Source organism: Streptomyces sp. NPDC088915 (assembly GCF_044749825.1).
GTDB lineage: Bacteria > Actinomycetota > Actinomycetes > Streptomycetales > Streptomycetaceae > Streptomyces.
The window spans coordinates 69,867-92,061 of the sequence record NZ_JBIVIR010000006.1; the positions used below are offsets into that span (position 1 = coordinate 69,867).

Sequence of the window (22,195 nt, forward strand, 5' to 3'; positions counted from 1 at the left end):
TTTAGATGCCGCGCAGTCTCAAGAAGGGACCCTTCGTCGACGGCCACCTCGTCAAGAAGGTGGACGCCCAGAACGAAGCCGGTACCAAGAACGTCATCAAGACCTGGTCCCGTCGCTCGATGATCATCCCGGCCATGCTCGGCCACACGATCGCGGTGCACAACGGCAAGACCCACATTCCGGTGTTTGTCACCGAGTCGATGGTCGGCCACAAGCTCGGCGAGTTCTCGCCGACGCGCACCTTCCGGGGTCACGTGAAGGACGACCGGAAGTCGAAGCGCCGCTAGTAGCGGGGTGGAATGACCATGACAGACACTGGAAGGACAACCATGGAAGCCAGGGCCCAGGCGCGGTACATCCGCGTCACGCCCATGAAGGCCCGCCGCGTGGTGGACCTTATCCGTGGCATGGACGCCACGGAGGCTCAGGCGGTCCTGCGTTTCGCCCCGCAGGCCGCGAGCGTGCCGGTTGGCAAGGTGCTGGACAGCGCCATCGCCAACGCCGCGCACAACTACGACCACACTGACGCCTCTTCGCTGGTCATCAGCGAGGCGTACGTGGATGAGGGCCCGACCCTGAAGCGGTTCCGTCCGCGTGCTCAGGGCCGTGCCTACCGGATCCGTAAGCGGACCAGCCACATCACCGTGGTCGTCAGCAGCAAGGAAGGAACCCGGTAATGGGCCAGAAGGTTAACCCGCATGGGTTCCGGCTCGGCATCACCACGGACTTCAAGTCCCGCTGGTACGCCGACAAGCTGTACAAGGACTACGTCAAGGAAGACGTCGCCATCCGCCGGATGATGACGTCCGGCATGGAGCGCGCCGGCATCTCGAAGGTGGAGATCGAGCGCACCCGTGACCGTGTGCGTGTGGACATCCACACCGCGCGTCCCGGCATCGTCATCGGCCGCCGCGGCGCCGAGGCCGACCGCATCCGCGGCGACCTCGAGAAGCTCACGGGCAAGCAGGTCCAGCTGAACATCCTCGAGGTCAAGAACCCCGAGATGGACGCCCAGCTGGTCGCCCAGGCCGTCGCCGAGCAGCTCTCCTCCCGCGTCTCCTTCCGTCGTGCCATGCGCAAGAGCATGCAGGGCACGATGAAGGCCGGCGCCAAGGGCATCAAGATCCAGTGCGGCGGTCGTCTCGGCGGCGCCGAGATGTCCCGCTCGGAGTTCTACCGCGAGGGCCGCGTGCCCCTGCACACGCTCCGCGCGAACGTCGACTACGGCTTCTTCGAGGCCAAGACGACCTTCGGCCGCATCGGCGTGAAGGTCTGGATCTACAAGGGCGACGTCAAGAACATCGCCGAGGTCCGCGCCGAGAACGCCGCGGCCCGTGCGGGTAACCGCCCGGCCCGTGGTGCGGGTGGCGCTGGCGACCGTCCCGCCGGCCGTGGTGGCCGCGGTGGCGAGCGTGGCGGCCGCGGCCGCAAGCCGCAGCAGCAGTCCGCGCCGGCTGCGGAGGCCCCCAAGGCCGACGCTCCCGCCGCCGCTGCCGCTCCGGCTGAGAGCACCGGAACGGAGGCCTGACCGACATGCTGATCCCCCGTAGGGTCAAGCACCGCAAGCAGCACCACCCCAAGCGCTCGGGCATGAGCAAGGGTGGTACGCAGGTCGCGTTCGGCGAGTACGGCATCCAGGCCCTCACGCCGGCGTACGTGACCAACCGCCAGATCGAGGCGGCCCGTATCGCGATGACCCGCCACATCAAGCGTGGCGGCAAGGTCTGGATCAACATCTACCCGGACCGCCCGCTGACGAAGAAGCCCGCCGAGACCCGCATGGGTTCCGGTAAGGGTTCTCCGGAGTGGTGGATCGCGAACGTCAAGCCGGGTCGGGTGATGTTCGAACTGTCCTACCCGAACGAGAAGATCGCGCGCGAGGCCCTGACCCGTGCGGCCCACAAGCTGCCGATGAAGTGCAAGATCGTGAAGCGCGAAGCAGGTGAGCTGTGATGTCGGCCGGTACCAAGGCGTCCGAGCTGCGCGAGCTGGGCAACGAGGAGCTTCTCAACAAGCTCCGCGAGGCCAAGGAAGAGCTGTTCAACCTCCGCTTCCAGGCGGCGACGGGTCAGCTCGAGAACCACGGTCGGCTCAAGTCCGTCCGTAAGGACATCGCCCGGATCTACACCCTGATGCGTGAGCGCGAGCTGGGCATCGAGACGGTGGAGAACGCCTGATGAGCGAGAGCAACGTGACTGAGCAGAAGACCGAGCGCAACGCTCGTAAGGTCCGCGAGGGCCTGGTCGTCAGCGACAAGATGGACAAGACCGTCGTCGTCGCTGTCGAGGACCGCGTCAAGCACGCGCTGTACGGCAAGGTCATCCGCCGTACGAACAAGCTCAAGGCTCACGACGAGCAGAACGCCGCCGGCATCGGCGACCGCGTCCTCCTGATGGAGACCCGGAAGCTGTCGTCGACGAAGCACTGGCGCGTCATCGAGATCCTCGAGAAGGCCAAGTAATCACCTAGGGGGTTTCCCTTAGGTTCAGTTCCGCCAGGCTCGGCAGGGGCTTCCGCGTGAAGCCCCTGCCGGGAACCGGCAGACAATCAGGAGATAGACGTGATCCAGCAGGAGTCGCGACTGCGTGTCGCCGACAACACTGGTGCCAAGGAGATCCTTTGCATCCGTGTTCTCGGTGGCTCGGGTCGCCGCTACGCGGGCATCGGTGACGTCATCGTCGCCACCGTCAAGGACGCGATCCCCGGTGGCAACGTGAAGAAGGGTGACGTCGTCAAGGCGGTCATCGTTCGCACCGTCAAGGAGCGCCGCCGCCAGGACGGCTCGTACATCCGCTTCGACGAGAACGCCGCTGTCATTCTCAAGAACGACGGCGACCCTCGTGGCACCCGTATCTTCGGCCCGGTCGGCCGTGAGCTGCGCGAGAAGAAGTTCATGAAGATCATCTCGCTCGCGCCGGAGGTGCTGTAAGCATGAAGATCAAGAAGGGCGACCTGGTCCAGGTCATCACCGGTAAGGACAAGGGCAAGCAGGGCAAGGTCGTCACGGCCTTCCCCCGCGAGAACCGCGTCCTCGTCGAGGGTGTCAACCGGGTCAAGAAGCACACCAAGGCCGGCCCCTCGCAGGCCGGCGGCATCGTCACGACCGAGGCCCCGATCCACGTGAGCAACGTTCAGCTCGTCGTGGAGAAGGACGGCAAGAAGGTCGTCACGCGTGTCGGTTACCGCTTCGACGACGAGGGCAACAAGATCCGCGTTGCCAAGCGGACGGGTGAGGACATCTGATGGCTACCACCACTCCGCGTCTCAAGACGAAGTACCGCGAGGAGATCGCGGGCAAGCTGCGTGAGGAGTTCTCCTACGAGAACGTCATGCAGATCCCCGGCCTCGTGAAGATCGTGGTCAACATGGGTGTCGGCGACGCCGCCCGTGACTCGAAGCTGATCGACGGCGCGATCCGCGACCTCACGACGATCACCGGTCAGAAGCCGGCCGTCACGAAGGCCCGCAAGTCCATCGCGCAGTTCAAGCTCCGCGAGGGCCAGCCGATCGGCGCCCACGTCACGCTCCGTGGCGACCGCATGTGGGAGTTCCTGGACCGCACCCTGTCGCTCGCGCTCCCGCGCATCCGCGACTTCCGCGGCCTGTCCCCCAAGCAGTTCGACGGCCGTGGCAACTACACCTTCGGTCTCACGGAGCAGGTCATGTTCCACGAGATCGACCAGGACAAGATCGACCGTGTCCGGGGTATGGACATCACCGTGGTGACCACGGCGACCAACGACGACGAGGGCCGTGCCCTTCTGCGTCACCTCGGCTTCCCCTTCAAGGAGGCGTAAGCGAGATGGCGAAGAAGGCTCTCATCGCGAAGGCTGCCCGCAAGCCCAAGTTCGGCGTGCGCGGCTACACGCGCTGCCAGCGCTGTGGTCGTCCCCACTCCGTGTACCGCAAGTTCGGCCTGTGCCGCGTGTGCCTCCGTGAGATGGCTCACCGTGGCGAGCTGCCGGGCGTGACCAAGAGCTCCTGGTAACTCCCTCTCGCCCCCTGGGCGTCAGGAGTTCCGGAGACTCTCGGTAAGCATTGGGCCGGCGGAGGCCCACCCCCGTCATGCCGTAGGCTGGTGGGGTTGGGCGTCCGCCGCCCGTACGACTTACTACGCCGTAGGTCCCCGCGCCGCACCCGTCCCGCCCCTGTGTGGGGAGAGGGATGGCGCACTGGAAACCCCGGCGAGAGAGGCCGAAGGCCAATTCATGACCATGACTGATCCGATCGCGGACATGCTGACTCGTCTGCGTAACGCGAACTCGGCATACCACGACACCGTGACGATGCCGCACAGCAAGATCAAGTCTCACATCGCGGAGATCCTCCAGCAGGAGGGCTTCATCACGGGCTGGAAGGTCGAGGACGCCGAGGTCGGCAAGAACCTCGTCCTCGAGCTCAAGTTCGGTCCGAACCGTGAGCGCTCCATCGCGGGCATCAAGCGGATCTCGAAGCCCGGCCTCCGGGTCTACGCGAAGTCCACCAACCTGCCGAAGGTCCTCGGCGGCCTGGGCGTGGCGATCATCTCCACGTCCCACGGTCTCCTGACCGGCCAGCAGGCAGGCAAGAAGGGCGTAGGTGGGGAAGTCCTCGCCTACGTCTGGTAGTCGGGAACGGAGGAATAGCTAATGTCGCGTATTGGCAAGCTGCCTATCCAGGTTCCCGCCGGCGTGGACGTCACCATCGAGGGCCGCACGGTCACGGTGAAGGGTTCCAAGGGCACCCTGAACCACACCGTCGCCGCGCCGATCGAGATCGTGAAGGGTGAGGACGGCGTTCTCAACGTCACCCGCCCGAACGACGAGCGTCAGAACAAGGCCCTCCACGGCCTGTCCCGCACGCTGGTGGCCAACATGATCACCGGTGTGACCCAGGGATACGTCAAGGCGCTCGAGATCAGCGGTGTCGGTTACCGCGTCGCCGCGAAGGGCTCCAACCTGGAGTTCCAGCTCGGTTACAGCCACCCGATCCTGGTCGAGGCGCCCGAGGGCATCTCGTTCAAGGTCGAGTCGCCGACCAAGTTCTCGGTCGAGGGCATCGACAAGCAGAAGGTCGGCGAGGTCGCCGCCAACATCCGCAAGCTGCGCAAGCCCGACCCGTACAAGGCCAAGGGCGTCAAGTACGCGGGCGAGGTCATCCGCCGCAAGGTCGGAAAGGCTGGTAAGTAAAGCCATGGCATACGGTGTGAAGATCGCCAAGGGCGACGCCTACAAGGGCGCTGCCAAGAAGCGCCGCCACATCCGCATCCGCAAGAACGTGTCGGGTACGGCGGAGCGTCCGCGCCTCGTCGTGACGCGTTCCAACCGCGGCATCACCGCTCAGGTCATCGACGACCTCAAGGGTCACACCCTTGCGTCGGCGTCGACCCTGGACGCGTCGATCCGCGGTGGCGAGGGCGACAAGTCCGCGAAGGCCAAGCAGGTCGGTTCCCTGGTCGCCGAGCGCGCCAAGGCCGCCGGCGTCGAAGCCGTCGTGTTCGACCGTGGTGGCAACAGGTACGCCGGGCGCATTGCCGCTCTGGCTGACGCCGCCCGCGAAGCCGGGCTGAAGTTCTAAGCCCCGGTTCCGGGACTAACGGACGTAACAGAGAGAGGTAATCCAATGGCTGGACCCCAGCGCCGCGGAAGCGGTGCCGGTGGCGGCGAGCGGCGGGACCGGAAGGGCCGCGACGGTGGCGCTGCCGCCGAGAAGACCGCGTACGTTGAGCGCGTCGTCGCGATCAACCGCGTCGCCAAGGTTGTCAAGGGTGGTCGTCGCTTCAGCTTCACCGCGCTGGTCGTGGTGGGCGACGGTGACGGCACCGTAGGTGTCGGTTACGGCAAGGCCAAGGAAGTTCCCGCGGCCATCGCCAAGGGCGTCGAGGAAGCCAAGAAGAACTTCTTCAAGGTTCCCCGCATCCAGGGCACCATCCCTCACCCGATCCAGGGCGAGAAGGCCGCGGGCGTCGTCCTGCTCAAGCCGGCTTCCCCCGGTACCGGTGTGATCGCCGGTGGCCCGGTGCGCGCCGTCCTCGAGTGCGCCGGCGTTCACGACATCCTGTCGAAGTCGCTCGGCTCCGACAACGCGATCAACATCGTGCACGCGACCGTGGAGGCCCTCAAGGGCCTGCAGCGTCCCGAGGAGATCGCGGCCCGCCGCGGTCTGCCCCTCGAGGACGTCGCTCCCGCGGCTCTGCTCCGTGCGCGTGCCGGGGCGGGTGCGTAATGGCTCGCCTCAAGGTCACGCAGACGAAGTCGTACATCGGCAGCAAGCAGAACCACCGCGACACCCTGCGTTCGCTCGGCCTCAAGAAGGTCAACGACGTGGTTGTCAAGGAGGATCGTCCCGAGTTCCGCGGCATGGTGCACACCGTCCGCCACCTCGTGACGGTCGAGGAGGTTGACTGACATGGCGGAGAACAACCCGCTGAAGGCCCACAACCTCCGTCCCGCCCCCGGCGCCAAGACCGCGAAGACCCGTGTCGGTCGTGGTGAGGCGTCGAAGGGTAAGACGGCCGGTCGTGGTACGAAGGGCACGAAGGCCCGCTACCAGGTTCCGCAGCGCTTCGAGGGTGGGCAGATGCCCCTCCACATGCGTCTGCCGAAGCTCAAGGGCTTCAAGAACCCCTTCCGCACCGAGTACCAGGTCGTGAACCTGGACAAGCTCACCTCGCTCTACCCGCAGGGTGGCGAGGTCACGGTGGCCGATCTGGTCGCCAAGGGTGCCGTTCGCAAGAACCAGCTCGTCAAGGTCCTGGGCCAGGGCGAGGTCTCCGTGGCGCTGCAGGTGACGGTCGACGCCGTCTCCGGCTCCGCCAAGGAGAAGATCGCCGCCGCCGGCGGCACCGTCACCGAGCTCGTCTGAGACGACCGCTCGATGGCCTGAACATCCGACCGGGGATGCCTCTCAAAAGGGGCATCCCCGGTTGGTCGTTCCTAGGGGGGCATGGTCGCCGGTAAGGTGGCGTGCACTGTCCAGGCTCCATGCGGTATACCCGCGCGGAACCGATGACTGAATTCAACTATTCGTCGAACCTCAAGACCGTCACCCTTGACGCATAGCGCGGGGGTCGCAGGAGGCACCGTGCTCACCGCGTTCGCCCGGGCGTTCAAGACGCCCGACCTGCGCAAGAAGCTGCTCTTCACGCTCGCCATCATCGTGCTGTACCGGCTCGGGGCCCACGTCCCCGTCCCCGGCGTCAGCTACGAGGCCGTCCAGCAGTGTGTCAAGCAGGCCAGCGAGGGCAACAACAGCCTCTTCGGCCTGGTCAACATGTTCAGTGGCGGGGCGCTGCTGCAGATCACCATCTTCGCGCTCGGCATCATGCCGTACATCACGGCGAGCATCATCCTGCAGCTGCTGACCGTCGTGATCCCGCGTCTGGAAGCCCTCAAGAAGGAGGGGCAGTCCGGCACCGCCAAGATCACGCAGTACACCCGGTACCTGACGATCGCCCTCGCCATCCTCCAGGGCACCGGCCTCGTCGCCACCGCCAAGAGCGGCGCGCTCTTCAGCGGCTGCATCGTCGCCGACCAGGTCGTGCCCGACCAGTCGATCTTCACCATCGCCACCATGGTCCTCACGATGACCGCCGGCACGGCCGTCGTCATGTGGCTCGGCGAGCTGATCACCGACCGCGGCATCGGCAACGGCATGTCGATCCTGATGTTCATCTCGATCGCCGCCGGCTTCCCGGGCGCCCTGTGGGCCATCAAGAAGAGCGGCAAGCTCGCCCAGGGCTGGATCGAGTTCGGCGTCGTCATCCTCATCGGCTTCGTGATGGTGGCCCTGGTGGTCTTCGTCGAGCAGGCCCAGCGGCGCATCCCGGTCCAGTACGCGAAGCGCATGATCGGCCGGCGCTCCTACGGCGGTACGTCCACGTACATCCCGCTCAAGGTGAACCAGGCGGGTGTGATTCCCGTCATCTTCGCGTCGTCGCTGCTCTACATCCCGGCGCTCGTGGCGCAGTTCTCGAACTCCACCGCCGGCTGGAAGACCTGGATCGAAGCCCACTTCGTCAAGGGTGACCACCCCTACTACATCGCCGCGTACTTCCTCCTGATCGTGTTCTTCGCCTTCTTCTACGTGGCGATCTCGTTCAACCCCGAGGAAGTCGCCGACAACATGAAGAAGTATGGTGGCTTCATCCCGGGTATCCGGGCCGGTCGACCTACTGCCGAGTACCTGAGCTACGTGCTCAACAGGATCACTTGGCCGGGCTCGCTGTACTTGGGTCTGATCGCTCTCGTGCCGACGATGGCGTTGGCAGGCTTCGGTGGCGCCAATGCCAACTTCCCCTTCGGCGGGACGAGCATCCTGATCATCGTGGGTGTGGGGCTGGAGACCGTGAAGCAGATCGAGAGCCAGCTCCAGCAGCGCAATTACGAAGGGTTCCTCCGCTGATGCGAATCGTCCTCGTCGGACCGCCCGGTGCGGGCAAGGGCACGCAGGCCGCGTTCCTTGCCAAGAACCTGGACATCCCGCACATCTCCACGGGTGATCTGTTCCGCGCCAACATCTCTCGGGGCACGGAGCTGGGCCTCAAGGCCAAGGCGTTCATGGACGCCGGTGACCTGGTGCCCGACGAGGTGACCATCGGGATGGCCAAGGACCGCATGGAGCAGCCGGACGCCGTCAACGGCTTCCTGCTCGACGGGTTCCCCCGGAACGTCGCTCAGGCCGAGGCGCTGGACGCCGTCCTGAAGGCCGAGGGCATGGAGCTCGACGCGGTCCTGGACCTGGAGGTCCCCGAGGACGAGGTCGTGAAGCGGATCGCGGGCCGCCGCATCTGCCGCAAGGACAGCGCGCACGTCTTCCACGTGACGTACAACGCGCCGAAGACCGAGGGCGTCTGCGACGTCTGCGGCGGCGAGCTCTACCAGCGCGACGACGACTCCGAGGAGACCGTCCGCCGGCGCCTGGAGGTCTACCACACGCAGACCGAGCCGATCATCGACTACTACCGGGCGCAGAACCTGGTCGTGACGATCTCGGCGCTCGGCAAGGTGGACGAGGTCACCGCCAAGGCGATGGACGCGCTCAAGAAGTAACCCCGGTTCGTTCGACACGGCCGCGGTGCCCCTCGGGGGCGCCGCGGCCGTATCGTTGTTCCGTCCCCCTTTTACCCCCACGGAAAGGCCCCGGCCACGATGGTGCAGATCAAGACCCCCGAGCAGATCGCGAAGATGCGCGAGGCGGGGCTGGTCGTCGCCGCCATCCACGCGGCGACCCGCGAGGCGGCCGTGCCGGGCGCCACGACCCGGGACCTGGACGAGGTCGCGCGGAAGGTCATCGCCGACCACGGGGCGAAGTCGAACTTCCTCGGGTACGGCGGGTTCCCCGCGACGATCTGCACCTCGGTGAACGAGGTCGTCGTCCACGGCATCCCCGACGACAAGACCGTCCTGAAGGACGGCGACGTCATCTCGGTCGACTGCGGCGCGATCGTGGACGGCTGGCACGGCGACGCGGCCTACACGGCCTTCGTGGGCACCGGCCACGCCCCGGAGCTGATCGAGCTCTCCCGGGTGACCGAGGAGTCGATGTGGGCCGGCATCGCGGCCATGAGGACCGGCAACCGCCTGGTCGACGTCTCGAAGGCGATCGAGACCTACATCAAGCGGCAGCCGCGGCCGGCGGTCGGCGACCACAGCCTGGGCCGGTACGGGATCATCGAGGACTACGGGGGCCACGGCATCGGCACCGAGATGCACATGGACCCGCACCTGCTGAACTACGTCTCCCGCAAGCGCGGCAAGGGCCCCAAGCTGGTCCCCGGCTTCTGCCTGGCCATCGAGCCCATGGTCTCCCTCGGCACCCCCCGCACGGAGGTCCTGGAGGACGACTGGACGGTCATCACGACGGACGGCACCTGGTCCTCCCACTGGGAGCACAGCGTGGCGGTGACGGAGGAGGGGCCGCTCGTCCTGACCGCGGTCGACGGGGGCAGGGCGAAGCTGGCGGAGCTGGGCATCACGGCGGCTCCGGATCCGTTGGCGTAGCGGGGCGGCACCCCATGGCCGCCGGTCGGAGGCCGGCGCAGCCCCTCGAAGCTTGTGAGGCGCCCTCGGCGCCGAGCCCGCGAGAGGGGCGTCGGGGATCGGTCGATTGGACGGTCATCACGACCGACGGCACCTGGTCCTCCCACTGGGAGCACAGCGTGGCGGTGACGGAGGAGGGGCCGCTGGTCCTGACGGCGGTCGACGGGGGCAGGGCGAAGCTGGCGGAGCTGGGAATCACGGCGGCTCCGGATCCGTTGGCGTAGTCCTGGAAGGTACGCATTTTCTACGGCGTGGCGGCTTGCGTAAGGATCATTTCGGGTGGGCAGACTTCCCGATTCGTCTTTTCCTTGCGCCTGACGTAGACTGATGCGTCGGCTCTCGTGTACCCGTGTGTCCGCACGCGGCGGCGAAAGTCGATCAAGGTAGCCGATTCGAAAGGCGAAGCGTGGCCAAGAAGCAAGGTGCCATCGAGATCGAGGGCACCGTGATCGAGTCCCTCCCGAACGCCATGTTCAAGGTGGAGCTCCAGAACGGTCACAAGGTCCTCGCGCACATCTCCGGCAAGATGCGGATGCACTACATCCGGATCCTCCCGGACGACCGGGTCGTCGTGGAGCTCTCTCCGTACGACCTGACGCGTGGCCGGATCGTCTACCGCTACAAGTAGATCTTGCCCGCACCCCGCCTCCGCGCGCGGGTGGTGGCACTGACCCGGAGAACCTCACATCCCATGAAGGTCAAGCCGAGCGTCAAGAAGATCTGCGACAAGTGCAAGGTGATCCGCCGTCACGGCCGGGTCATGGTCATCTGCGACAACCTGCGCCACAAGCAGCGCCAGGGCTGACGCACGCCGACCGACCTGCATTTCGCAGTTCTTCGCGCGACGCATAGCAACATGTACATACGCAGAGCCCGTCCGACCGTGTCCCACGGTTGACGGCACCTCCGGCGGGGGCCGGGGACCCGACCTGTACCTCATACGGCAGCCGGGAACGGTTCTGCAGCAGACCCCCGAGAACACAGGAGCCATTGAATGGCACGCGTTTCCGGTGTTGACATCCCGCGCGAAAAGCGTGTGGTGGTCGCACTCACCTACGTCTTCGGCATCGGGCGCACCCGGTCCGAGGAGATTCTCGCCGCGACCGGCGTGAACCCGTCCACCCGTGTCCGCGACCTCGCCGAGGAAGACCTCGTCAAGATCCGCGAGTACGTGGACGCCAACCTCCGTACCGAGGGTGACCTCCGCCGTGAGATCGCCGCCGACATCCGCCGCAAGGTCGAGATCGGCTGCTACCAGGGCCTCCGCCACCGTCGTGGCCTGCCCGTCCGCGGTCAGCGCACCAGCACGAACGCCCGTACCCGCAAGGGCCCGCGTCGCGCCATCGCCGGCAAGAAGAAGCCGGGCAAGAAGTAGTCCTCAGCGGACGCTTGACCAAGCGGTCTTCGCTGTAGGACCGACCACCTCCCGTAGGAGTTATAGATGCCCCCCAAGGGTCGTCAGGGCGCTGCCAAGAAGGTGCGCCGCAAGGAAAAGAAGAACGTCGCTCACGGCCACGCGCACATCAAGAGCACGTTCAACAACACGATCGTCTCGATCACGGACCCCTCGGGCAACGTGATCTCCTGGGCCTCCGCCGGCCACGTCGGCTTCAAGGGCTCGCGCAAGTCCACCCCCTTCGCCGCGCAGATGGCCGCCGAGTCGGCCGCCCGCCGCGCGCAGGAGCACGGCATGCGCAAGGTCGACGTCTTCGTCAAGGGTCCCGGCTCCGGCCGTGAGACCGCGATCCGCTCCCTCCAGGCCACCGGCCTCGAGGTCGGCTCGATCCAGGACGTCACCCCCACGCCGCACAACGGCTGCCGTCCCCCCAAGCGCCGCCGCGTCTGACGCACGGCTGCTTGTTCAGGACTTCGGGCGGTACGGCTCTTCGGGGCCGTGCCGCCCGTACCCTTGCAGGACAAGTCGGACGTCAAATAGTGGGCGTCCACGACTGAAGGACACAACATGCTTATCGCTCAGCGTCCGTCGCTGACCGAAGAGGTCGTCGACGAGTTCCGCTCCCGGTTCGTGATCGAGCCGCTGGAGCCGGGCTTCGGCTACACCCTCGGCAACTCCCTCCGCCGTACCCTCCTCTCCTCGATCCCGGGTGCCGCCGTCACGAGCATCCGCATCGACGGCGTCCTGCACGAGTTCACCACCGTGCCGGGCGTCAAGGAGGACGTCACCGACCTCATCCTGAACATCAAGCAGCTGGTCGTCTCCTCGGAGCACGACGAGCCGGTCGTGATGTACCTGCGCAAGCAGGGCCCGGGTCTGGTCACCGCCGCCGACATCGCGCCCCCGGCCGGTGTCGAGGTGCACAACCCCGACCTCGTCCTGGCGACCCTGAACGCCAAGGGCAAGCTGGAGATGGAGCTGACCGTCGAGCGCGGTCGCGGCTACGTCTCCGCCGTGCAGAACAAGCAGGCGGGCCAGGAGATCGGCCGCATCCCGGTCGACTCCATCTACTCGCCGGTGCTCAAGGTCACGTACAAGGTCGAGGCGACCCGTGTCGAGCAGCGCACCGACTTCGACAAGCTGATCGTCGACGTCGAGACCAAGCAGGCCATGCGCCCGCGCGACGCCATGGCGTCCGCCGGCAAGACCCTGGTCGAGCTGTTCGGTCTGGCGCGCGAGCTCAACATCGACGCCGAGGGCATCGACATGGGCCCGTCCCCGACGGACGCCGCCCTGGCCGCCGACCTCGCGCTGCCGATCGAGGAGCTGGAGCTCACCGTCCGCTCGTACAACTGCCTCAAGCGCGAGGGCATCCACTCCGTGGGTGAGCTCGTGGCGCGTTCCGAGGCGGACCTGCTCGACATCCGCAACTTCGGTGCGAAGTCGATCGACGAGGTCAAGGCGAAGCTGGCCGGCATGGGCCTGGCGCTCAAGGACAGCCCGCCCGGGTTCGACCCGACCGCCGCGGCCGACGCCTTCGGCGCGGACGACGACGCGGATGCCGGGTTCGTCGAGACCGAGCAGTACTGACGGTCGCGATTTTGCTGTGGACCGGTTTCGGCTGGTCGCGCCCACGCGGCGGTAGCCGCAAGATCGACACCTCCCCGCGCCCCTGGGGGCGCGGGGTCTCCGACGGGTGACCGCCCGCTCGGACACTGACATCGGTACCTCATACGGCCGGTGCAGATCACAAGGAGAAACACCATGCCGCGTCCCGCGAAGGGTGCCCGCCTCGGCGGTTCCGCCGCGCACGAGAAGCTGCTCCTCGCCAACCTGGCGAAGTCGCTCTTCGAGCACGGCCGCATCACCACGACCGAGGCCAAGGCCCGCCGCCTGCGTCCGGTCGCCGAGCGCCTGATCACCAAGGCGAAGAAGGGCGACATCCACAACCGTCGCCTGGTGCTGCAGTCGATCACCGACAAGGGGATCGTCCACACCCTCTTCACCGAGATCGCCCCGCGTTACTCGGAGCGTCCGGGTGGCTACACCCGCATCACCAAGATCGGCAACCGTCGTGGCGACAACGCCCCGATGGCCGTGATCGAGCTGGTCGAGGGCGAGATCGCCAAGAAGGCGACCGTCGCCGAGGCCGAGGCCGCCACCAAGCGCGCCGTTAAGGAGGCCGACGAGGCCCCCAAGGCCGAGGAGACCAAGACCGACGAGGCTGCGGCCGAGGAGTCGAAGGACGCGTAAGCGTTTTTCCGGCTGTTTTCGTGTGCGGGCCCGTACCCCTCGTGGGTGCGGGCCCGTTCCCGTGTGTTTGAGAGGATCTTCCGCGTGAGCGACGACGTGCAGGACGGTTTCGTACGGGTCCGGCTGGACCTTTCGTACGACGGCAGGGACTTCTCCGGCTGGGCCAAGCAGGCCCGCGGGCAGCGGACCGTCCAGGGGGACATCGAGGACGCCCTGCGGACCGTGACCCGGTCCAAGGAGACGTACGAGCTGACCGTCGCCGGCCGGACCGACGCCGGGGTGCACGCGCGCGGCCAGGTCGCCCACGTCGACCTGCCCGTGGAGCTGTGGGAGGAGCACCGCGACAAGCTGCTGCGGCGGCTCGCCGGGCGCCTCGCGCACGACGTGCGGATCTGGTCCCTGACCGAGGCCCCCAGCGGTTTCAACGCCCGTTTCTCGGCGATCTGGCGCCGCTACGCCTACCGCGTCACCGACAACCCCGGCGGGGTCGACCCGCTGCTGCGCGGGCACGTGCTCCGGCACGACTGGGCCCTCGACACGGACGCCATGAACGAGGCCGCCGCCGCGCTCGTCGGCGAGCACGACTTCGCCGCGTACTGCAAGCGGCGCGAGGGCGCCACCACCATCCGCACCCTCCAGGAGCTGCGCTGGGAGCGGCGGCCCGACGGCGTCCTCGAAGCGACCGTCAAGGCGGACGCCTTCTGCCACAACATGGTCCGCTCGCTGGTCGGCGCGCTGCTCTTCGTCGGCGACGGGCACCGGCCGGTGGACTGGCCGGGCAAGGTGCTGGCGGCCGGCGTCCGGGACTCGGCCGTGCACGTCGTGCGGCCGCACGGCCTCACCCTCGAAGAGGTCGGCTACCCGGCCGACGAGCTGCTCGCCGCCCGCAACCGGGAGGCGCGCAACAGGCGGTCACTCCCCGGGAGCGCCGGCTGCTGCTGAGGCCTGGGACTTGCCGCGGGCGTAGATCTGGTTGAAGGCGAAGGTGCCCAGGTCGTCGCTGGCCCGGAAGACGCCCTGGTCGGCCTTGGTGACCTTCTTGCCGTTGGCGAAGCCGGCCTGGGTGAAGTACGCGTACCGGCCGATCGAGTTCGACCGGCGCAGGCAGACCGTGGCGTGGCAGAAGTCGCCCACGCCCGCGCCGGTCAGGGGCGCGATGCCGCCGGCGGCCTGGTCCTTCGCCTTGAGGGCCGCGGCCTCGGAGGGGAAGACGGCGACGCCGACGGTGATCGCCACGCCGTCCCTGACGTAGGTGGCCCGGAGCACCTTCTGGCAGCCGTTGTTCTTCAGGACGGTGCCGAGGCCGCCCTGGGTGACGGCCGCGCAGTTCGTCGTGGCGGAGGTCGCGCCCTTCTGGTACGGGCGGCCGTTCATGGTCAGCTTCCTGCCCGGGAAGAGGCCCTCGGCGGTGAGCGGGGCCTTGTCCTTCTTCGGGTCCGAGATGTAGTCCTTCGGGTTCGGCGGGGGCGGCGGCGCCACCGAGGAGAAGGTCGGCTCGGGGGTGGGGGCCTCGGTGGGGGAGGCCGACGCGGTGGGGGTCCCGCCGTTCTTCGCGGTGTCGTCCTTCGTGCCGCCGGCCACCACGGCGGTGGCGACGATCGCGCCGACGGCCAGGGTGGCCAGGACCCCGCCGCCGATCATCAGTCGGCGCCTGCGGCGGTCGCGGGAGGCCGAGGCGTCGGCCAGGGCGCTCCAGTCGGGGGTGGGGCCGCCGCTGCCGCCGTCCCGGGCGCCGGGGAAGGGGTCGGGGGCGTTGCCGTCCCGGGCGCCGGGGAAGGGGTCGCCGCCGGGCTGTCGCCCGTGTCCCGGCCCCTGTCCGTACCCCTGCTGTCCGTGGCCGCCGGGCGGCTGCTGTCCGTACCCGGGCTGCCCCCCGTACCCCTGCTGCCCCTGTTGCTGCGGCTCCTGCGGCCACTGCGGTCCCCCAAAGCTCATGCCGCGCATCCTAAACCGGTTGGGCGGGGCCGACGCGGGCGGCGACAATGCACCTCATGGGACACGTCGAGGCCGCACATCTTGAGTACTACCTCCCCGACGGGAGGGTCCTGCTCGCGGACGCCTCCTTCCGGGTGGGGGAGGGGGCCGTCGTCGCCCTCGTCGGGGCCAACGGCGCCGGCAAGACCACGCTCCTCCGGATGGTCTCCGGGGAGCTCAAGCCGCACGGCGGCTCCGTCACCGTCAGCGGCGGCCTCGGCGTGATGCCGCAGTTCGTCGGCTCCGTACGGGACGGGTCGACCGTCCGCGACCTGCTCGTCTCGGTCGCGCAGCCCCGGATCCGGGAGGCCGCGAAGGCGGTCGACGCGGCCGAGCACCTGATCATGACGGTGGACGACGAGGCCGCGCAGATGGCGTACGCGCAGGCGCTCTCCGACTGGGCCGAGGTGCAGGGGTACGAGGCCGAGACCCTCTGGGACATCTGCACCACGGCCGCGCTCGGCGTCCCGTACGAGAAGGCGCAGTTCCGCGAGGCCCGGACGCTCTCCGGCGGCGAGCAGAAACGCCTTGTGCTCGAAGCGCTGCTGCGCGGCCCCGACGAGGTCCTGCTCCTCGACGAGCCGGACAACTACCTCGACGTGCCCGGCAAGCGGTGGCTGGAGGAGCGGCTGCGGGAGACCCGCAAGACCGTGCTCTTCATCTCCCACGACCGGGAGCTGCTCTCCCGGGCCGCGCAGAAGATCGTCGCCGTCGAACCCGGCCCGGCCGGTTCGGACGTGTGGGTGCACGGCGGCGGCTTCGCCACCTTCCACGAGGCGCGGCGGGAGCGGTTCGCCCGCTTCGAGGAGCTGAAGCGGCGCTGGGAGGAGAAGCACGCCCAGCTGAAGAAGCTCGTGGTGAACCTGCGGCAGGCGGCCTCGGTCAGCCACGAGATGGCCTCGCGGTACGCGGCGGCGCAGACCCGGCTGCGGAAGTTCGAGGAGGCCGGGCCGCCGCCGGAGCCGCCGCGCGAGCAGGACATCCGGATGCGGCTGCGCGGAGGTCGGACCGGGGTCAGGGCCGTGACCTGCGAGAACCTCGAACTGACCGGTCTGATGAAGCCGTTCTCGCTGGAGATCTTCTACGGGGAGCGGGTCGCCGTCCTCGGTTCGAACGGCTCCGGCAAGTCGCACTTCCTGCGGCTGCTCGCCGGGGACGGGTCGGTCGCGCACACGGGGACGTGGAAGCTGGGCGCCCGGGTCGTGCCCGGACACTTCGCGCAGACCCACGCCCACCCGGAGCTCGCCGGGCGCCCGCTCGTCGACGTCCTGTGGACCGAGCACGCCAAGGACCGGGGCGCGGCGATGTCCGTGCTGCGCCGGTACGAGCTGGAGCGCCAGGGCGACCAGGCCTTCGACAAGCTCTCGGGCGGCCAGCAGGCCCGGTTCCAGATCCTGCTCCTGGAGCTGGCGGGGACGACCGCGCTGCTGCTCGACGAGCCGACGGACAACCTGGACCTGGAGTCGGCCGAGGCCCTCCAGGACGGTCTGGAGGCGTACGACGGGACCGTGCTGGCCGTCACGCACGACCGCTGGTTCGCGAAGAGCTTCGACCGGTACCTGGTCTTCGGCGCGGACGGGGTCGTGCGGGAGACGCCGGAGCCGGTGTGGGACGAGCGGCGGGTGGAGCGGGCGCGGTAGGGCCCGCCCCCGGGCGGGAGGCGTTTTGACCCGTCCGGGGTGGCGCGGGTACTGTTGCCGTTTGTTATGCGTATCGGCTTCGTCGTTCTCACGCGAGGGGCCCTTACGCAGGTTCCCTGGAGCAGTTACCAGTGGCTCGCATACGGGCGATGACCCGGCAGTGCAGGCCCCAGCTGCATGATCGCTTCAGGTGTGTCTGGACTCCATCCACTGAAGAAGCGAAGGCTACGAAGTGCGTACGTACAGCCCCAAGCCCGGCGATGTCACTCGCCAGTGGCACATCATCGACGCGCAGGACATCGTCCTGGGCCGTCTGGCGACCACGGCCGCGAACCTCCTGCGAGGCAAGCACAAGCCGGTGTACGCCCCCCACATGGACATGGGCGACTTCGTCATCATCATCAACGCCGACAAGGTCCACCTGTCCGGCAACAAGAAGACCCAGAAGCTGGCGTACCGCCACTCCGGCTTCCCGGGCGGTCTGCGCTCCGTCCGCTACGACGAGCTGCTGGCCAAGAACCCCGAGAAGGCCGTCGAGAAGGCCATCAAGGGCATGATCCCCAAGAACTCCCTGGGCCGTCAGATGCTCTCGAAGCTGAAGGTCTACGCGGGCGAGAACCACCCGCACGCTGCCCAGCAGCCGGTCCCGTTCGAGATCACCCAGGTCGCGCAGTAGTTCCGGCCACACCCCCTAAGAACGAAAGAAATCTGAGGAGCATCGTGGCCGAGACCACCCCCGAGACCCCCGTCGACGAGTTCGAGGGCGTCGAGGAGTACACCACCGAGACCGAGAACGTCGAGGGTGACTACACCTCCGAGTCCCTCGCGTCCCGCTTCGGCGACCCGCAGCCGGCCGCCGGCCTGGGCCGTCGCAAGAACGCCATCGCCCGCGTCCGGATCGTCCCGGGCACCGGCAAGTGGAAGATCAACGGTCGCACCCTTGAGGACTACTTCCCCAACAAGGTGCACCAGCAGGAAGTCAACGAGCCCTTCAAGGTGCTCGAGCTCGACAACCGCTACGACGTCATCGCCCGCATCGCGGGTGGCGGTGTCTCCGGCCAGGCCGGCGCCCTGCGCCTCGGCGTGGCCCGTGCGCTGAACGAGGCGGACGTCGAGAACAACCGCCCGGCGCTGAAGAAGGCCGGCTTCCTCTCCCGCGACGACCGTGCGGTCGAGCGCAAGAAGGCCGGTCTCAAGAAGGCCCGCAAGGCTCCGCAGTACAGCAAGCGTTAATCGCCTGCTCGGTCTGCATTCCGTACGCCCCGGCGGCACTGCCCGTGCCGTCGGGGCGTACGGTTTTTCGTACTCTCCTTTCATAAGCCTCTTCACAAGCCCCTCTTTCATGGGCTTCATGGGCGCCCGGGCACGTATTTTCGGAGGACAGCTGTGGGACGACTCTTCGGCACGGACGGCGTACGCGGCGTCGCCAACGCGGACCTGACGGCGGAGCTCGCGCTCGGCCTGTCCGTCGCGGCGGCGCACGTGCTCGCCGAGGCGGGCACCTTCGAGGGGCACCGGCCGACCGCGGTGGTCGGGCGTGACCCGCGCGCGTCCGGAGAGTTCCTGGAGGCCGCCGTCGTGGCCGGCCTCGCCAGCGCCGGCGTCGACGTGCTGCGCGTCGGCGTGCTGCCGACCCCGGCCGTGGCCCACCTCACCGGCGTCCTGGGCGCCGACCTCGGCGTGATGCTCTCCGCGAGCCACAACGCCATGCCCGACAACGGCATCAAGTTCTTCGCGCGCGGCGGCCACAAGCTGGCCGACGAACTGGAGGACAGGATCGAATCCGTGTACGAGGAGCACCGCACCGGTGCTCCCTGGGACCGTCCGACCGGTGCCGGCGTCGGCCGCGTCCGCGACTACGACGAGGGCTTCGACACGTACGTCGCCCACCTCCTCGCGGTCCTCCCCAACCGTCTCGACGGCCTGAAGGTCGTCCTCGACGAGGCCCACGGCGCCGCCTCTCGCGTCTCGCCCGAGGCCTTCGCCCGGGCCGGCGCCGAGGTGATCACCATCGGCGCCGGGCCCGACGGCCTCAACATCAACGACGGCTGCGGCTCCACCCACCTCGGCCTGCTCCGGGCCGCCGTCGTCGAGCACGGCGCCGACCTGGGCATCGCGCACGACGGCGACGCCGACCGCTGCCTGGCCGTGGACGCGGCGGGCAACGAGGTCGACGGCGACCAGATCCTCGCCGTGCTCGCCCTCGCCATGCGCGAGGCCGGCACCCTGCGGGGCGACACGGTCGTCGCGACCGTCATGTCCAACCTGGGCTTCAAGCTCGCCATGGAGCGCGAGGGCCTGAACCTCGTCCAGACGGCGGTCGGCGACCGCTACGTCCTGGAGTCCATGAAGGAGCACGGCTACGCGCTCGGCGGCGAGCAGTCGGGCCACGTCATCGTGCTCGACCACGCCACCACCGGCGACGGCACCCTCACCGGCCTCATGCTGGCCGCCCGGGTCGCCGCCACCGGCAAGTCCCTCGCGGACCTCGCCGGCGTGATGGAGCGGCTGCCGCAGGTCCTGATCAACGTGAAGGACGTCGACAAGTCGCGCGTCACCACCTCCGCCGACCTGGCCACCGCCGTCCACGAGGCCGAGCGCGAGCTCGGCACCACCGGCCGGGTGCTGCTCCGCTCCTCGGGCACCGAGCCGCTGGTCCGCGTCATGGTCGAGGCCGCCGACATCGAGCAGGCCCGGTCGGTCGCGCAGCGCCTCGCGGACGTCGTGAAGTCCGCGCTCGGCTAACCTTTCTGAGGCACCGTCATGCGGGAGGGCCCCGTCGCACCGGACACCGGCGCGGCGGGGCCCTCGCCGGCCGCCCCCTCGTCAGCCGTCCCCCTCGTCAGCCGCCCCCGTCGGTCGTGCCCTTCCGGACCTTCGCCCCGCGGCGCAGGCGGCCGTGCAGGGCGCGCCAGAGCGCCTTCTGGCCGTACAGCGTCAGCACCCCGGCCAGCATGATCCCGAACAGGTTCAGCAGGAGCTGTTCGATCGAGCCCCACGTCTGGCCGACGTCGCCGTAGGCGAGCGCCACGGCCGCGTTCGCGCCCGCGGGGACCGTCGTCACCGAGATCGCCACGCCGACCAGGGCCCCGGACTTCGCCGAGGTCAGCGAGAGCATGCCCGCCGCGCCCGCGAGCAGCGCCACGACGAAGGAGAACGGGTCCGGCTTCCAGATGAAGCCGGTGTTGGGCCGGTCCGCGTCCAACTGGGCCCGGCTGAACAGGTCGAGCGCGTCCATCCCCAGGCTGAAGAGCGTCGTCATCGCGATCGCCGCCGCGAAGCCGACGAGCAGCGCGATCAGCGAGCGCGCGGCGAGCCCCGGGGCGCGCCGCACCACCGCCGTGCAGACGCCGGCGAGCGGGCCGAACTCCGGGCCGACGGCCATGGCGCCGACGATGAGGATCGCGTTGTCCAGGACGACGCCGCAGGCCGCGATCATCGTCGCCAGGACCATGAACGCGACGTACGTGACGGAGAGCGTCGACTCCTCGTGCGTCGCGCCCGCCAGCTGCTCCCAGAGCACCGCGTCGGCGGGCTCGCCCGGGGCCTCCTTCTCGGCGGCGTCCGCCCGCGCGGAGAGGGAGAGGCCGACGTCGTCGACGGCGATCGAACCGACCCGGTCGATCCGCAGCCCGCGCAGCCCCTTCAGGAGCTCGTCGCCCGCCTCGCGGGCCACGTCGCACATCACGACGTCCCCCGCGGGGGACCGGGCCGCGCCCGGCAGCACCACCAGGTGCGTGGTGCCCACCGTCGACTCGACGAGCCCCGTCACGGCCGGGGTGAGCTCGTGGGGGACGATCATCCGCAGATGCAGCATCCTCAGAGCTTACGGAGGCTCAGCTTCTGCACCTTGTGGTCGGGGCCCTTGCGGACGACGAGGGTCGCCCGGCCGCGCGTGGGCGCCACGTTCTCCAGGAGGTTCACCTTGTTGATGGTCCGCCACATGGTGCGGGCGTACTCGAAGGCCTCCTCCTCGGAGACCTGGGTGTAGCGGCGGAAGTACGAGGAGGGGTCCTGGAACGCGGTGTCGCGCAGCTTGCGGAAGCGGTTCAGGTACCAGCGCTCGATGTCCTCCGCCTTCGCGTCCACGTACACCGAGAAGTCGAAGTAGTCGGCGAGGCCGACGCGGGTGCGGCCGTCCTTGCCGGGCAGCGCGGGCTGGAGGACGTTCAGCCCCTCCACGATGAGGATGTCCGGGCGGCGGACGACCAGCCGCTCGCCGGGCACCCGGTCGTAGATCAGGTGCGAGTAGACCGGGGCCGTGACCTCGTCCTTGCCCGCCTTGACGTCCGCGACGAACCGGGTCAGGGCCCGGCGGTCGTACGACTCGGGGAAGCCCTTGCGGGACATCAGGCCGCGCTCCTTCAGCTCCTCCATCGGGTAGAGGAAGGCGTCCGTGGTCACCAGCTCCACGCGCGGGTGCTCCGGCCAGCGGGCCAGGAGCGCCTGGAGGAGGCGGGAGACGGTGGACTTGCCGACCGCGACCGAACCGGCGACCCCTATGACGAAGGGGGTGCCGCGCTGCTCGGCGCTCTCGCCGAGGAAGGTGTTCAGGGCGCCGCGCAGACCGCTGGTGGCCTGCACGTACAGATTGAGCAGGCGGGACAGCGGCAGGTAGACGTCCCGCACCTCGTCGAGGTCGATGACGTCGCCGAAGCCGCGCAGCCGCTCGACCTCGTCGGCGGTGAGGGGCAGCGGCGTCTTGTCGCGCAGGGCGCTCCACTCGGCCCGGGTGAGGTCGACGTACGGGGTCGGCTCGGAGGGGCGGCGGCCCGTGGAGCCGTCCCCGCCCGTGCTTCGTGGCGGCGAAGTGATCACACCGCCATTGTCGGGGGTCGGGGACGGCCGTGGGTGGTGGGGTCGGTCACGCGGCGAAGGGGTTGGTCCCGCTCGCGGCCCTGGGCGATCATGTC

At 68.6% G+C, this 22,195-nt stretch carries 33 protein-coding genes and 1 pseudogene; 31 read left to right on the top strand and 3 right to left on the bottom strand.

Translation table 11 applies throughout. From position 1 onward, the window contains the following. The first annotated feature begins 5 nt into the window (after positions 1 to 5). From rpsS to truA, 27 genes and pseudogenes are all read left to right on the top strand, one after another. The gene (rpsS, locus tag ACIP5O_RS12775; protein WP_015035577.1) at positions 6 to 287 is read left to right on the top strand and encodes a 30S ribosomal protein S19; all 282 of its coding nucleotides are present in this window, start codon (positions 6 to 8) and stop codon (positions 285 to 287) included. Between the two features lie 42 nt (positions 288 to 329). Further along, positions 330 to 677, top strand: a complete 348-nt coding sequence (gene rplV, locus ACIP5O_RS12780) for a 50S ribosomal protein L22 (RefSeq protein WP_004571827.1) — start codon at positions 330 to 332, stop codon at positions 675 to 677. After that, entirely contained in the window at positions 677 to 1,528 is an 852-nt protein-coding gene (rpsC, locus tag ACIP5O_RS12785) for a 30S ribosomal protein S3 (RefSeq protein ID WP_030214015.1), read from the top strand. Before rplV ends, rpsC begins: the two co-directional genes overlap by 1 nt. 5 nt (positions 1,529 to 1,533) lie before the next feature. Then, positions 1,534 to 1,953, top strand: coding sequence for a 50S ribosomal protein L16 (gene rplP / locus ACIP5O_RS12790; protein ID WP_015035580.1), 420 nt, complete (start codon positions 1,534 to 1,536; stop codon positions 1,951 to 1,953). Then, positions 1,953 to 2,177 (top strand): 50S ribosomal protein L29, encoded by a 225-nt coding sequence (rpmC, locus tag ACIP5O_RS12795; protein WP_017239580.1) that lies wholly within the window; start codon positions 1,953 to 1,955, stop codon positions 2,175 to 2,177. The genes rplP and rpmC overlap by 1 nt, the downstream gene beginning before the upstream one ends. Beyond that, positions 2,177 to 2,461 (top strand): 30S ribosomal protein S17, encoded by a 285-nt coding sequence (rpsQ, locus tag ACIP5O_RS12800; RefSeq protein ID WP_030214021.1) that lies wholly within the window; start codon positions 2,177 to 2,179, stop codon positions 2,459 to 2,461. The genes rpmC and rpsQ overlap by 1 nt, the downstream gene beginning before the upstream one ends. A 99-nt stretch (positions 2,462 to 2,560) precedes the next feature. Then, the gene (gene rplN / locus ACIP5O_RS12805; RefSeq protein ID WP_003956455.1) at positions 2,561 to 2,929 is read left to right on the top strand and encodes a 50S ribosomal protein L14; all 369 of its coding nucleotides are present in this window, start codon (positions 2,561 to 2,563) and stop codon (positions 2,927 to 2,929) included. 2 nt (positions 2,930 to 2,931) lie between these two features. Continuing rightward, on the top strand, positions 2,932 to 3,243 hold the full coding sequence (rplX, locus tag ACIP5O_RS12810; protein WP_030208998.1) for a 50S ribosomal protein L24: 312 nt from the start codon (positions 2,932 to 2,934) through the stop codon (positions 3,241 to 3,243). Further along, positions 3,240 to 3,797 carry a 50S ribosomal protein L5 gene (gene rplE, locus ACIP5O_RS12815; RefSeq protein WP_104860432.1) on the top strand — a complete coding sequence of 186 codons (558 nt, stop codon included), beginning with the start codon at positions 3,240 to 3,242 and terminating at the stop codon, positions 3,795 to 3,797. The genes rplX and rplE overlap by 4 nt, the downstream gene beginning before the upstream one ends. 5 nt (positions 3,798 to 3,802) lie before the next feature. After that, a complete protein-coding gene (locus ACIP5O_RS12820; protein WP_003948630.1) occupies positions 3,803 to 3,988 on the top strand; it encodes a type Z 30S ribosomal protein S14 in 186 nt (61 codons plus the stop codon). A gap of 220 nt (positions 3,989 to 4,208) precedes the next feature. Beyond that, the gene (gene rpsH, locus ACIP5O_RS12825; protein ID WP_030209003.1) at positions 4,209 to 4,607 is read left to right on the top strand and encodes a 30S ribosomal protein S8; all 399 of its coding nucleotides are present in this window, start codon (positions 4,209 to 4,211) and stop codon (positions 4,605 to 4,607) included. A 21-nt stretch (positions 4,608 to 4,628) separates the two neighbouring features. After that, positions 4,629 to 5,168: a 50S ribosomal protein L6 gene (gene rplF, locus ACIP5O_RS12830; protein WP_053646165.1), complete on the top strand. Its 540-nt coding sequence runs from the start codon at positions 4,629 to 4,631 to the stop codon at positions 5,166 to 5,168. A gap of 4 nt (positions 5,169 to 5,172) precedes the next feature. Further along, positions 5,173 to 5,556, top strand: a complete 384-nt coding sequence (gene rplR / locus ACIP5O_RS12835; RefSeq protein ID WP_030209008.1) for a 50S ribosomal protein L18 — start codon at positions 5,173 to 5,175, stop codon at positions 5,554 to 5,556. A gap of 45 nt (positions 5,557 to 5,601) precedes the next feature. After that, the gene (gene rpsE / locus ACIP5O_RS12840; protein ID WP_015035588.1) at positions 5,602 to 6,204 is read left to right on the top strand and encodes a 30S ribosomal protein S5; all 603 of its coding nucleotides are present in this window, start codon (positions 5,602 to 5,604) and stop codon (positions 6,202 to 6,204) included. Further along, positions 6,204 to 6,386 carry a 50S ribosomal protein L30 gene (rpmD, locus tag ACIP5O_RS12845; RefSeq protein ID WP_015035589.1) on the top strand — a complete coding sequence of 61 codons (183 nt, stop codon included), beginning with the start codon at positions 6,204 to 6,206 and terminating at the stop codon, positions 6,384 to 6,386. The genes rpsE and rpmD overlap by 1 nt, the downstream gene beginning before the upstream one ends. A 1-nt stretch (position 6,387) precedes the next feature. Then, on the top strand, positions 6,388 to 6,843 hold the full coding sequence (rplO, locus tag ACIP5O_RS12850; protein ID WP_053646163.1) for a 50S ribosomal protein L15: 456 nt from the start codon (positions 6,388 to 6,390) through the stop codon (positions 6,841 to 6,843). Between the two features lie 219 nt (positions 6,844 to 7,062). Next, entirely contained in the window at positions 7,063 to 8,382 is a 1,320-nt protein-coding gene (gene secY / locus ACIP5O_RS12855; protein WP_401292109.1) for a preprotein translocase subunit SecY, read from the top strand. Then, a complete protein-coding gene (locus ACIP5O_RS12860) occupies positions 8,382 to 9,029 on the top strand; it encodes an adenylate kinase (RefSeq protein ID WP_389479681.1) in 648 nt (215 codons plus the stop codon). Before secY ends, ACIP5O_RS12860 begins: the two co-directional genes overlap by 1 nt. A 99-nt stretch (positions 9,030 to 9,128) precedes the next feature. Then, positions 9,129 to 9,980 carry a type I methionyl aminopeptidase gene (map, locus tag ACIP5O_RS12865; protein WP_401292111.1) on the top strand — a complete coding sequence of 284 codons (852 nt, stop codon included), beginning with the start codon at positions 9,129 to 9,131 and terminating at the stop codon, positions 9,978 to 9,980. A gap of 104 nt (positions 9,981 to 10,084) precedes the next feature. Further along, positions 10,085 to 10,243: pseudogene (locus ACIP5O_RS12870) on the top strand (type I methionyl aminopeptidase); the annotation flags it as partial. Between the two features lie 182 nt (positions 10,244 to 10,425). Next, positions 10,426 to 10,647 (top strand): translation initiation factor IF-1, encoded by a 222-nt coding sequence (infA, locus tag ACIP5O_RS12875; protein ID WP_003956442.1) that lies wholly within the window; start codon positions 10,426 to 10,428, stop codon positions 10,645 to 10,647. A gap of 63 nt (positions 10,648 to 10,710) precedes the next feature. Next, positions 10,711 to 10,824: a 50S ribosomal protein L36 gene (rpmJ, locus tag ACIP5O_RS12880; protein WP_003956441.1), complete on the top strand. Its 114-nt coding sequence runs from the start codon at positions 10,711 to 10,713 to the stop codon at positions 10,822 to 10,824. 189 nt (positions 10,825 to 11,013) lie between these two features. Next, positions 11,014 to 11,394, top strand: a complete 381-nt coding sequence (rpsM, locus tag ACIP5O_RS12885) for a 30S ribosomal protein S13 (RefSeq protein ID WP_030209021.1) — start codon at positions 11,014 to 11,016, stop codon at positions 11,392 to 11,394. Positions 11,395 to 11,460: 66 nt separating this feature from the next. Beyond that, positions 11,461 to 11,865, top strand: coding sequence for a 30S ribosomal protein S11 (gene rpsK / locus ACIP5O_RS12890; RefSeq protein ID WP_003956432.1), 405 nt, complete (start codon positions 11,461 to 11,463; stop codon positions 11,863 to 11,865). A gap of 117 nt (positions 11,866 to 11,982) precedes the next feature. Then, positions 11,983 to 13,005, top strand: a complete 1,023-nt coding sequence (locus ACIP5O_RS12895) for a DNA-directed RNA polymerase subunit alpha (protein WP_030209023.1) — start codon at positions 11,983 to 11,985, stop codon at positions 13,003 to 13,005. A 174-nt stretch (positions 13,006 to 13,179) separates the two neighbouring features. Then, positions 13,180 to 13,668 carry a 50S ribosomal protein L17 gene (gene rplQ, locus ACIP5O_RS12900; RefSeq protein ID WP_401292114.1) on the top strand — a complete coding sequence of 163 codons (489 nt, stop codon included), beginning with the start codon at positions 13,180 to 13,182 and terminating at the stop codon, positions 13,666 to 13,668. An 84-nt stretch (positions 13,669 to 13,752) separates the two neighbouring features. After that, positions 13,753 to 14,610 carry a tRNA pseudouridine(38-40) synthase TruA gene (truA, locus tag ACIP5O_RS12905; protein ID WP_401292116.1) on the top strand — a complete coding sequence of 286 codons (858 nt, stop codon included), beginning with the start codon at positions 13,753 to 13,755 and terminating at the stop codon, positions 14,608 to 14,610. Here the strand turns inward: truA and ACIP5O_RS12910 are convergent. Further along, complete coding sequence (locus ACIP5O_RS12910) at positions 14,581 to 15,603, bottom strand: hypothetical protein (protein ID WP_401292118.1); 1,023 nt, start codon at positions 15,601 to 15,603, stop codon at positions 14,581 to 14,583. The genes truA and ACIP5O_RS12910 overlap by 30 nt on opposite strands. Positions 15,604 to 15,659: 56 nt before the next feature. Between ACIP5O_RS12910 and ACIP5O_RS12915 the strand changes: the two genes are divergently transcribed. The 4 genes from ACIP5O_RS12915 (at position 15,660) to glmM (ending at position 20,027) form a co-directional block, all read left to right on the top strand. After that, on the top strand, positions 15,660 to 17,282 hold the full coding sequence (locus ACIP5O_RS12915; protein WP_401292121.1) for an ABC-F family ATP-binding cassette domain-containing protein: 1,623 nt from the start codon (positions 15,660 to 15,662) through the stop codon (positions 17,280 to 17,282). 232 nt (positions 17,283 to 17,514) lie between these two features. Continuing rightward, positions 17,515 to 17,958 (top strand): 50S ribosomal protein L13, encoded by a 444-nt coding sequence (gene rplM / locus ACIP5O_RS12920; RefSeq protein WP_125667150.1) that lies wholly within the window; start codon positions 17,515 to 17,517, stop codon positions 17,956 to 17,958. A gap of 44 nt (positions 17,959 to 18,002) precedes the next feature. Then, entirely contained in the window at positions 18,003 to 18,515 is a 513-nt protein-coding gene (rpsI, locus tag ACIP5O_RS12925; protein WP_030687788.1) for a 30S ribosomal protein S9, read from the top strand. A 153-nt stretch (positions 18,516 to 18,668) separates the two neighbouring features. After that, positions 18,669 to 20,027, top strand: a complete 1,359-nt coding sequence (gene glmM, locus ACIP5O_RS12930; protein ID WP_401292124.1) for a phosphoglucosamine mutase — start codon at positions 18,669 to 18,671, stop codon at positions 20,025 to 20,027. A 97-nt stretch (positions 20,028 to 20,124) separates the two neighbouring features. Here the strand turns inward: glmM and ACIP5O_RS12935 are convergent, their stop codons facing one another. Both ACIP5O_RS12935 and coaA read right to left on the bottom strand, forming a co-directional pair. After that, positions 20,125 to 21,099: a DUF389 domain-containing protein gene (locus tag ACIP5O_RS12935; protein WP_401292126.1), complete on the bottom strand. Its 975-nt coding sequence runs from the start codon at positions 21,097 to 21,099 to the stop codon at positions 20,125 to 20,127. A gap of 2 nt (positions 21,100 to 21,101) precedes the next feature. Continuing rightward, positions 21,102 to 22,100, bottom strand: coding sequence for a type I pantothenate kinase (gene coaA, locus ACIP5O_RS12940; protein ID WP_401292129.1), 999 nt, complete (start codon positions 22,098 to 22,100; stop codon positions 21,102 to 21,104). Positions 22,101 to 22,195 lie beyond the last annotated feature (95 nt).

Excerpts from the sequence above, each read along its gene's own strand:
- rpsS (WP_015035577.1), top strand. The coding sequence starts at position 6 with ATGCCGCGCAGTCTCAAGAAGGGACCCTTCGTCGACGGCCACCTCGTC.
- rplV (WP_004571827.1), top strand. The coding sequence starts at position 330 with ATGGAAGCCAGGGCCCAGGCGCGGTACATCCGCGTCACGCCCATGAAG.
- rpsC (WP_030214015.1), top strand. The coding sequence starts at position 677 with ATGGGCCAGAAGGTTAACCCGCATGGGTTCCGGCTCGGCATCACCACG.
- rplP (WP_015035580.1), top strand. The coding sequence starts at position 1,534 with ATGCTGATCCCCCGTAGGGTCAAGCACCGCAAGCAGCACCACCCCAAG.
- rpmC (WP_017239580.1), top strand. The coding sequence starts at position 1,953 with ATGTCGGCCGGTACCAAGGCGTCCGAGCTGCGCGAGCTGGGCAACGAG.
- rpsQ (WP_030214021.1), top strand. The coding sequence starts at position 2,177 with ATGAGCGAGAGCAACGTGACTGAGCAGAAGACCGAGCGCAACGCTCGT.
- rplX (WP_030208998.1), top strand. The coding sequence starts at position 2,932 with ATGAAGATCAAGAAGGGCGACCTGGTCCAGGTCATCACCGGTAAGGAC.
- ACIP5O_RS12820 (WP_003948630.1), top strand. The coding sequence starts at position 3,803 with ATGGCGAAGAAGGCTCTCATCGCGAAGGCTGCCCGCAAGCCCAAGTTC.
- rpsH (WP_030209003.1), top strand. The coding sequence starts at position 4,209 with ATGACCATGACTGATCCGATCGCGGACATGCTGACTCGTCTGCGTAAC.
- rplF (WP_053646165.1), top strand. The coding sequence starts at position 4,629 with ATGTCGCGTATTGGCAAGCTGCCTATCCAGGTTCCCGCCGGCGTGGAC.
- rplR (WP_030209008.1), top strand. The coding sequence starts at position 5,173 with ATGGCATACGGTGTGAAGATCGCCAAGGGCGACGCCTACAAGGGCGCT.
- rpsE (WP_015035588.1), top strand. The coding sequence starts at position 5,602 with ATGGCTGGACCCCAGCGCCGCGGAAGCGGTGCCGGTGGCGGCGAGCGG.
- rpmD (WP_015035589.1), top strand. The coding sequence starts at position 6,204 with ATGGCTCGCCTCAAGGTCACGCAGACGAAGTCGTACATCGGCAGCAAG.
- rplO (WP_053646163.1), top strand. The coding sequence starts at position 6,388 with ATGGCGGAGAACAACCCGCTGAAGGCCCACAACCTCCGTCCCGCCCCC.
- ACIP5O_RS12860 (WP_389479681.1), top strand. The coding sequence starts at position 8,382 with ATGCGAATCGTCCTCGTCGGACCGCCCGGTGCGGGCAAGGGCACGCAG.
- map (WP_401292111.1), top strand. The coding sequence starts at position 9,129 with ATGGTGCAGATCAAGACCCCCGAGCAGATCGCGAAGATGCGCGAGGCG.
- rpmJ (WP_003956441.1), top strand. The coding sequence starts at position 10,711 with ATGAAGGTCAAGCCGAGCGTCAAGAAGATCTGCGACAAGTGCAAGGTG.
- rpsM (WP_030209021.1), top strand. The coding sequence starts at position 11,014 with ATGGCACGCGTTTCCGGTGTTGACATCCCGCGCGAAAAGCGTGTGGTG.
- rpsK (WP_003956432.1), top strand. The coding sequence starts at position 11,461 with ATGCCCCCCAAGGGTCGTCAGGGCGCTGCCAAGAAGGTGCGCCGCAAG.
- ACIP5O_RS12895 (WP_030209023.1), top strand. The coding sequence starts at position 11,983 with ATGCTTATCGCTCAGCGTCCGTCGCTGACCGAAGAGGTCGTCGACGAG.
- rplQ (WP_401292114.1), top strand. The coding sequence starts at position 13,180 with ATGCCGCGTCCCGCGAAGGGTGCCCGCCTCGGCGGTTCCGCCGCGCAC.
- ACIP5O_RS12910 (WP_401292118.1), bottom strand. The coding sequence starts at position 15,603 with ATGAGCTTTGGGGGACCGCAGTGGCCGCAGGAGCCGCAGCAACAGGGG.
- ACIP5O_RS12915 (WP_401292121.1), top strand. The coding sequence starts at position 15,660 with ATGGGACACGTCGAGGCCGCACATCTTGAGTACTACCTCCCCGACGGG.
- ACIP5O_RS12935 (WP_401292126.1), bottom strand. The coding sequence starts at position 21,099 with ATGCTGCATCTGCGGATGATCGTCCCCCACGAGCTCACCCCGGCCGTG.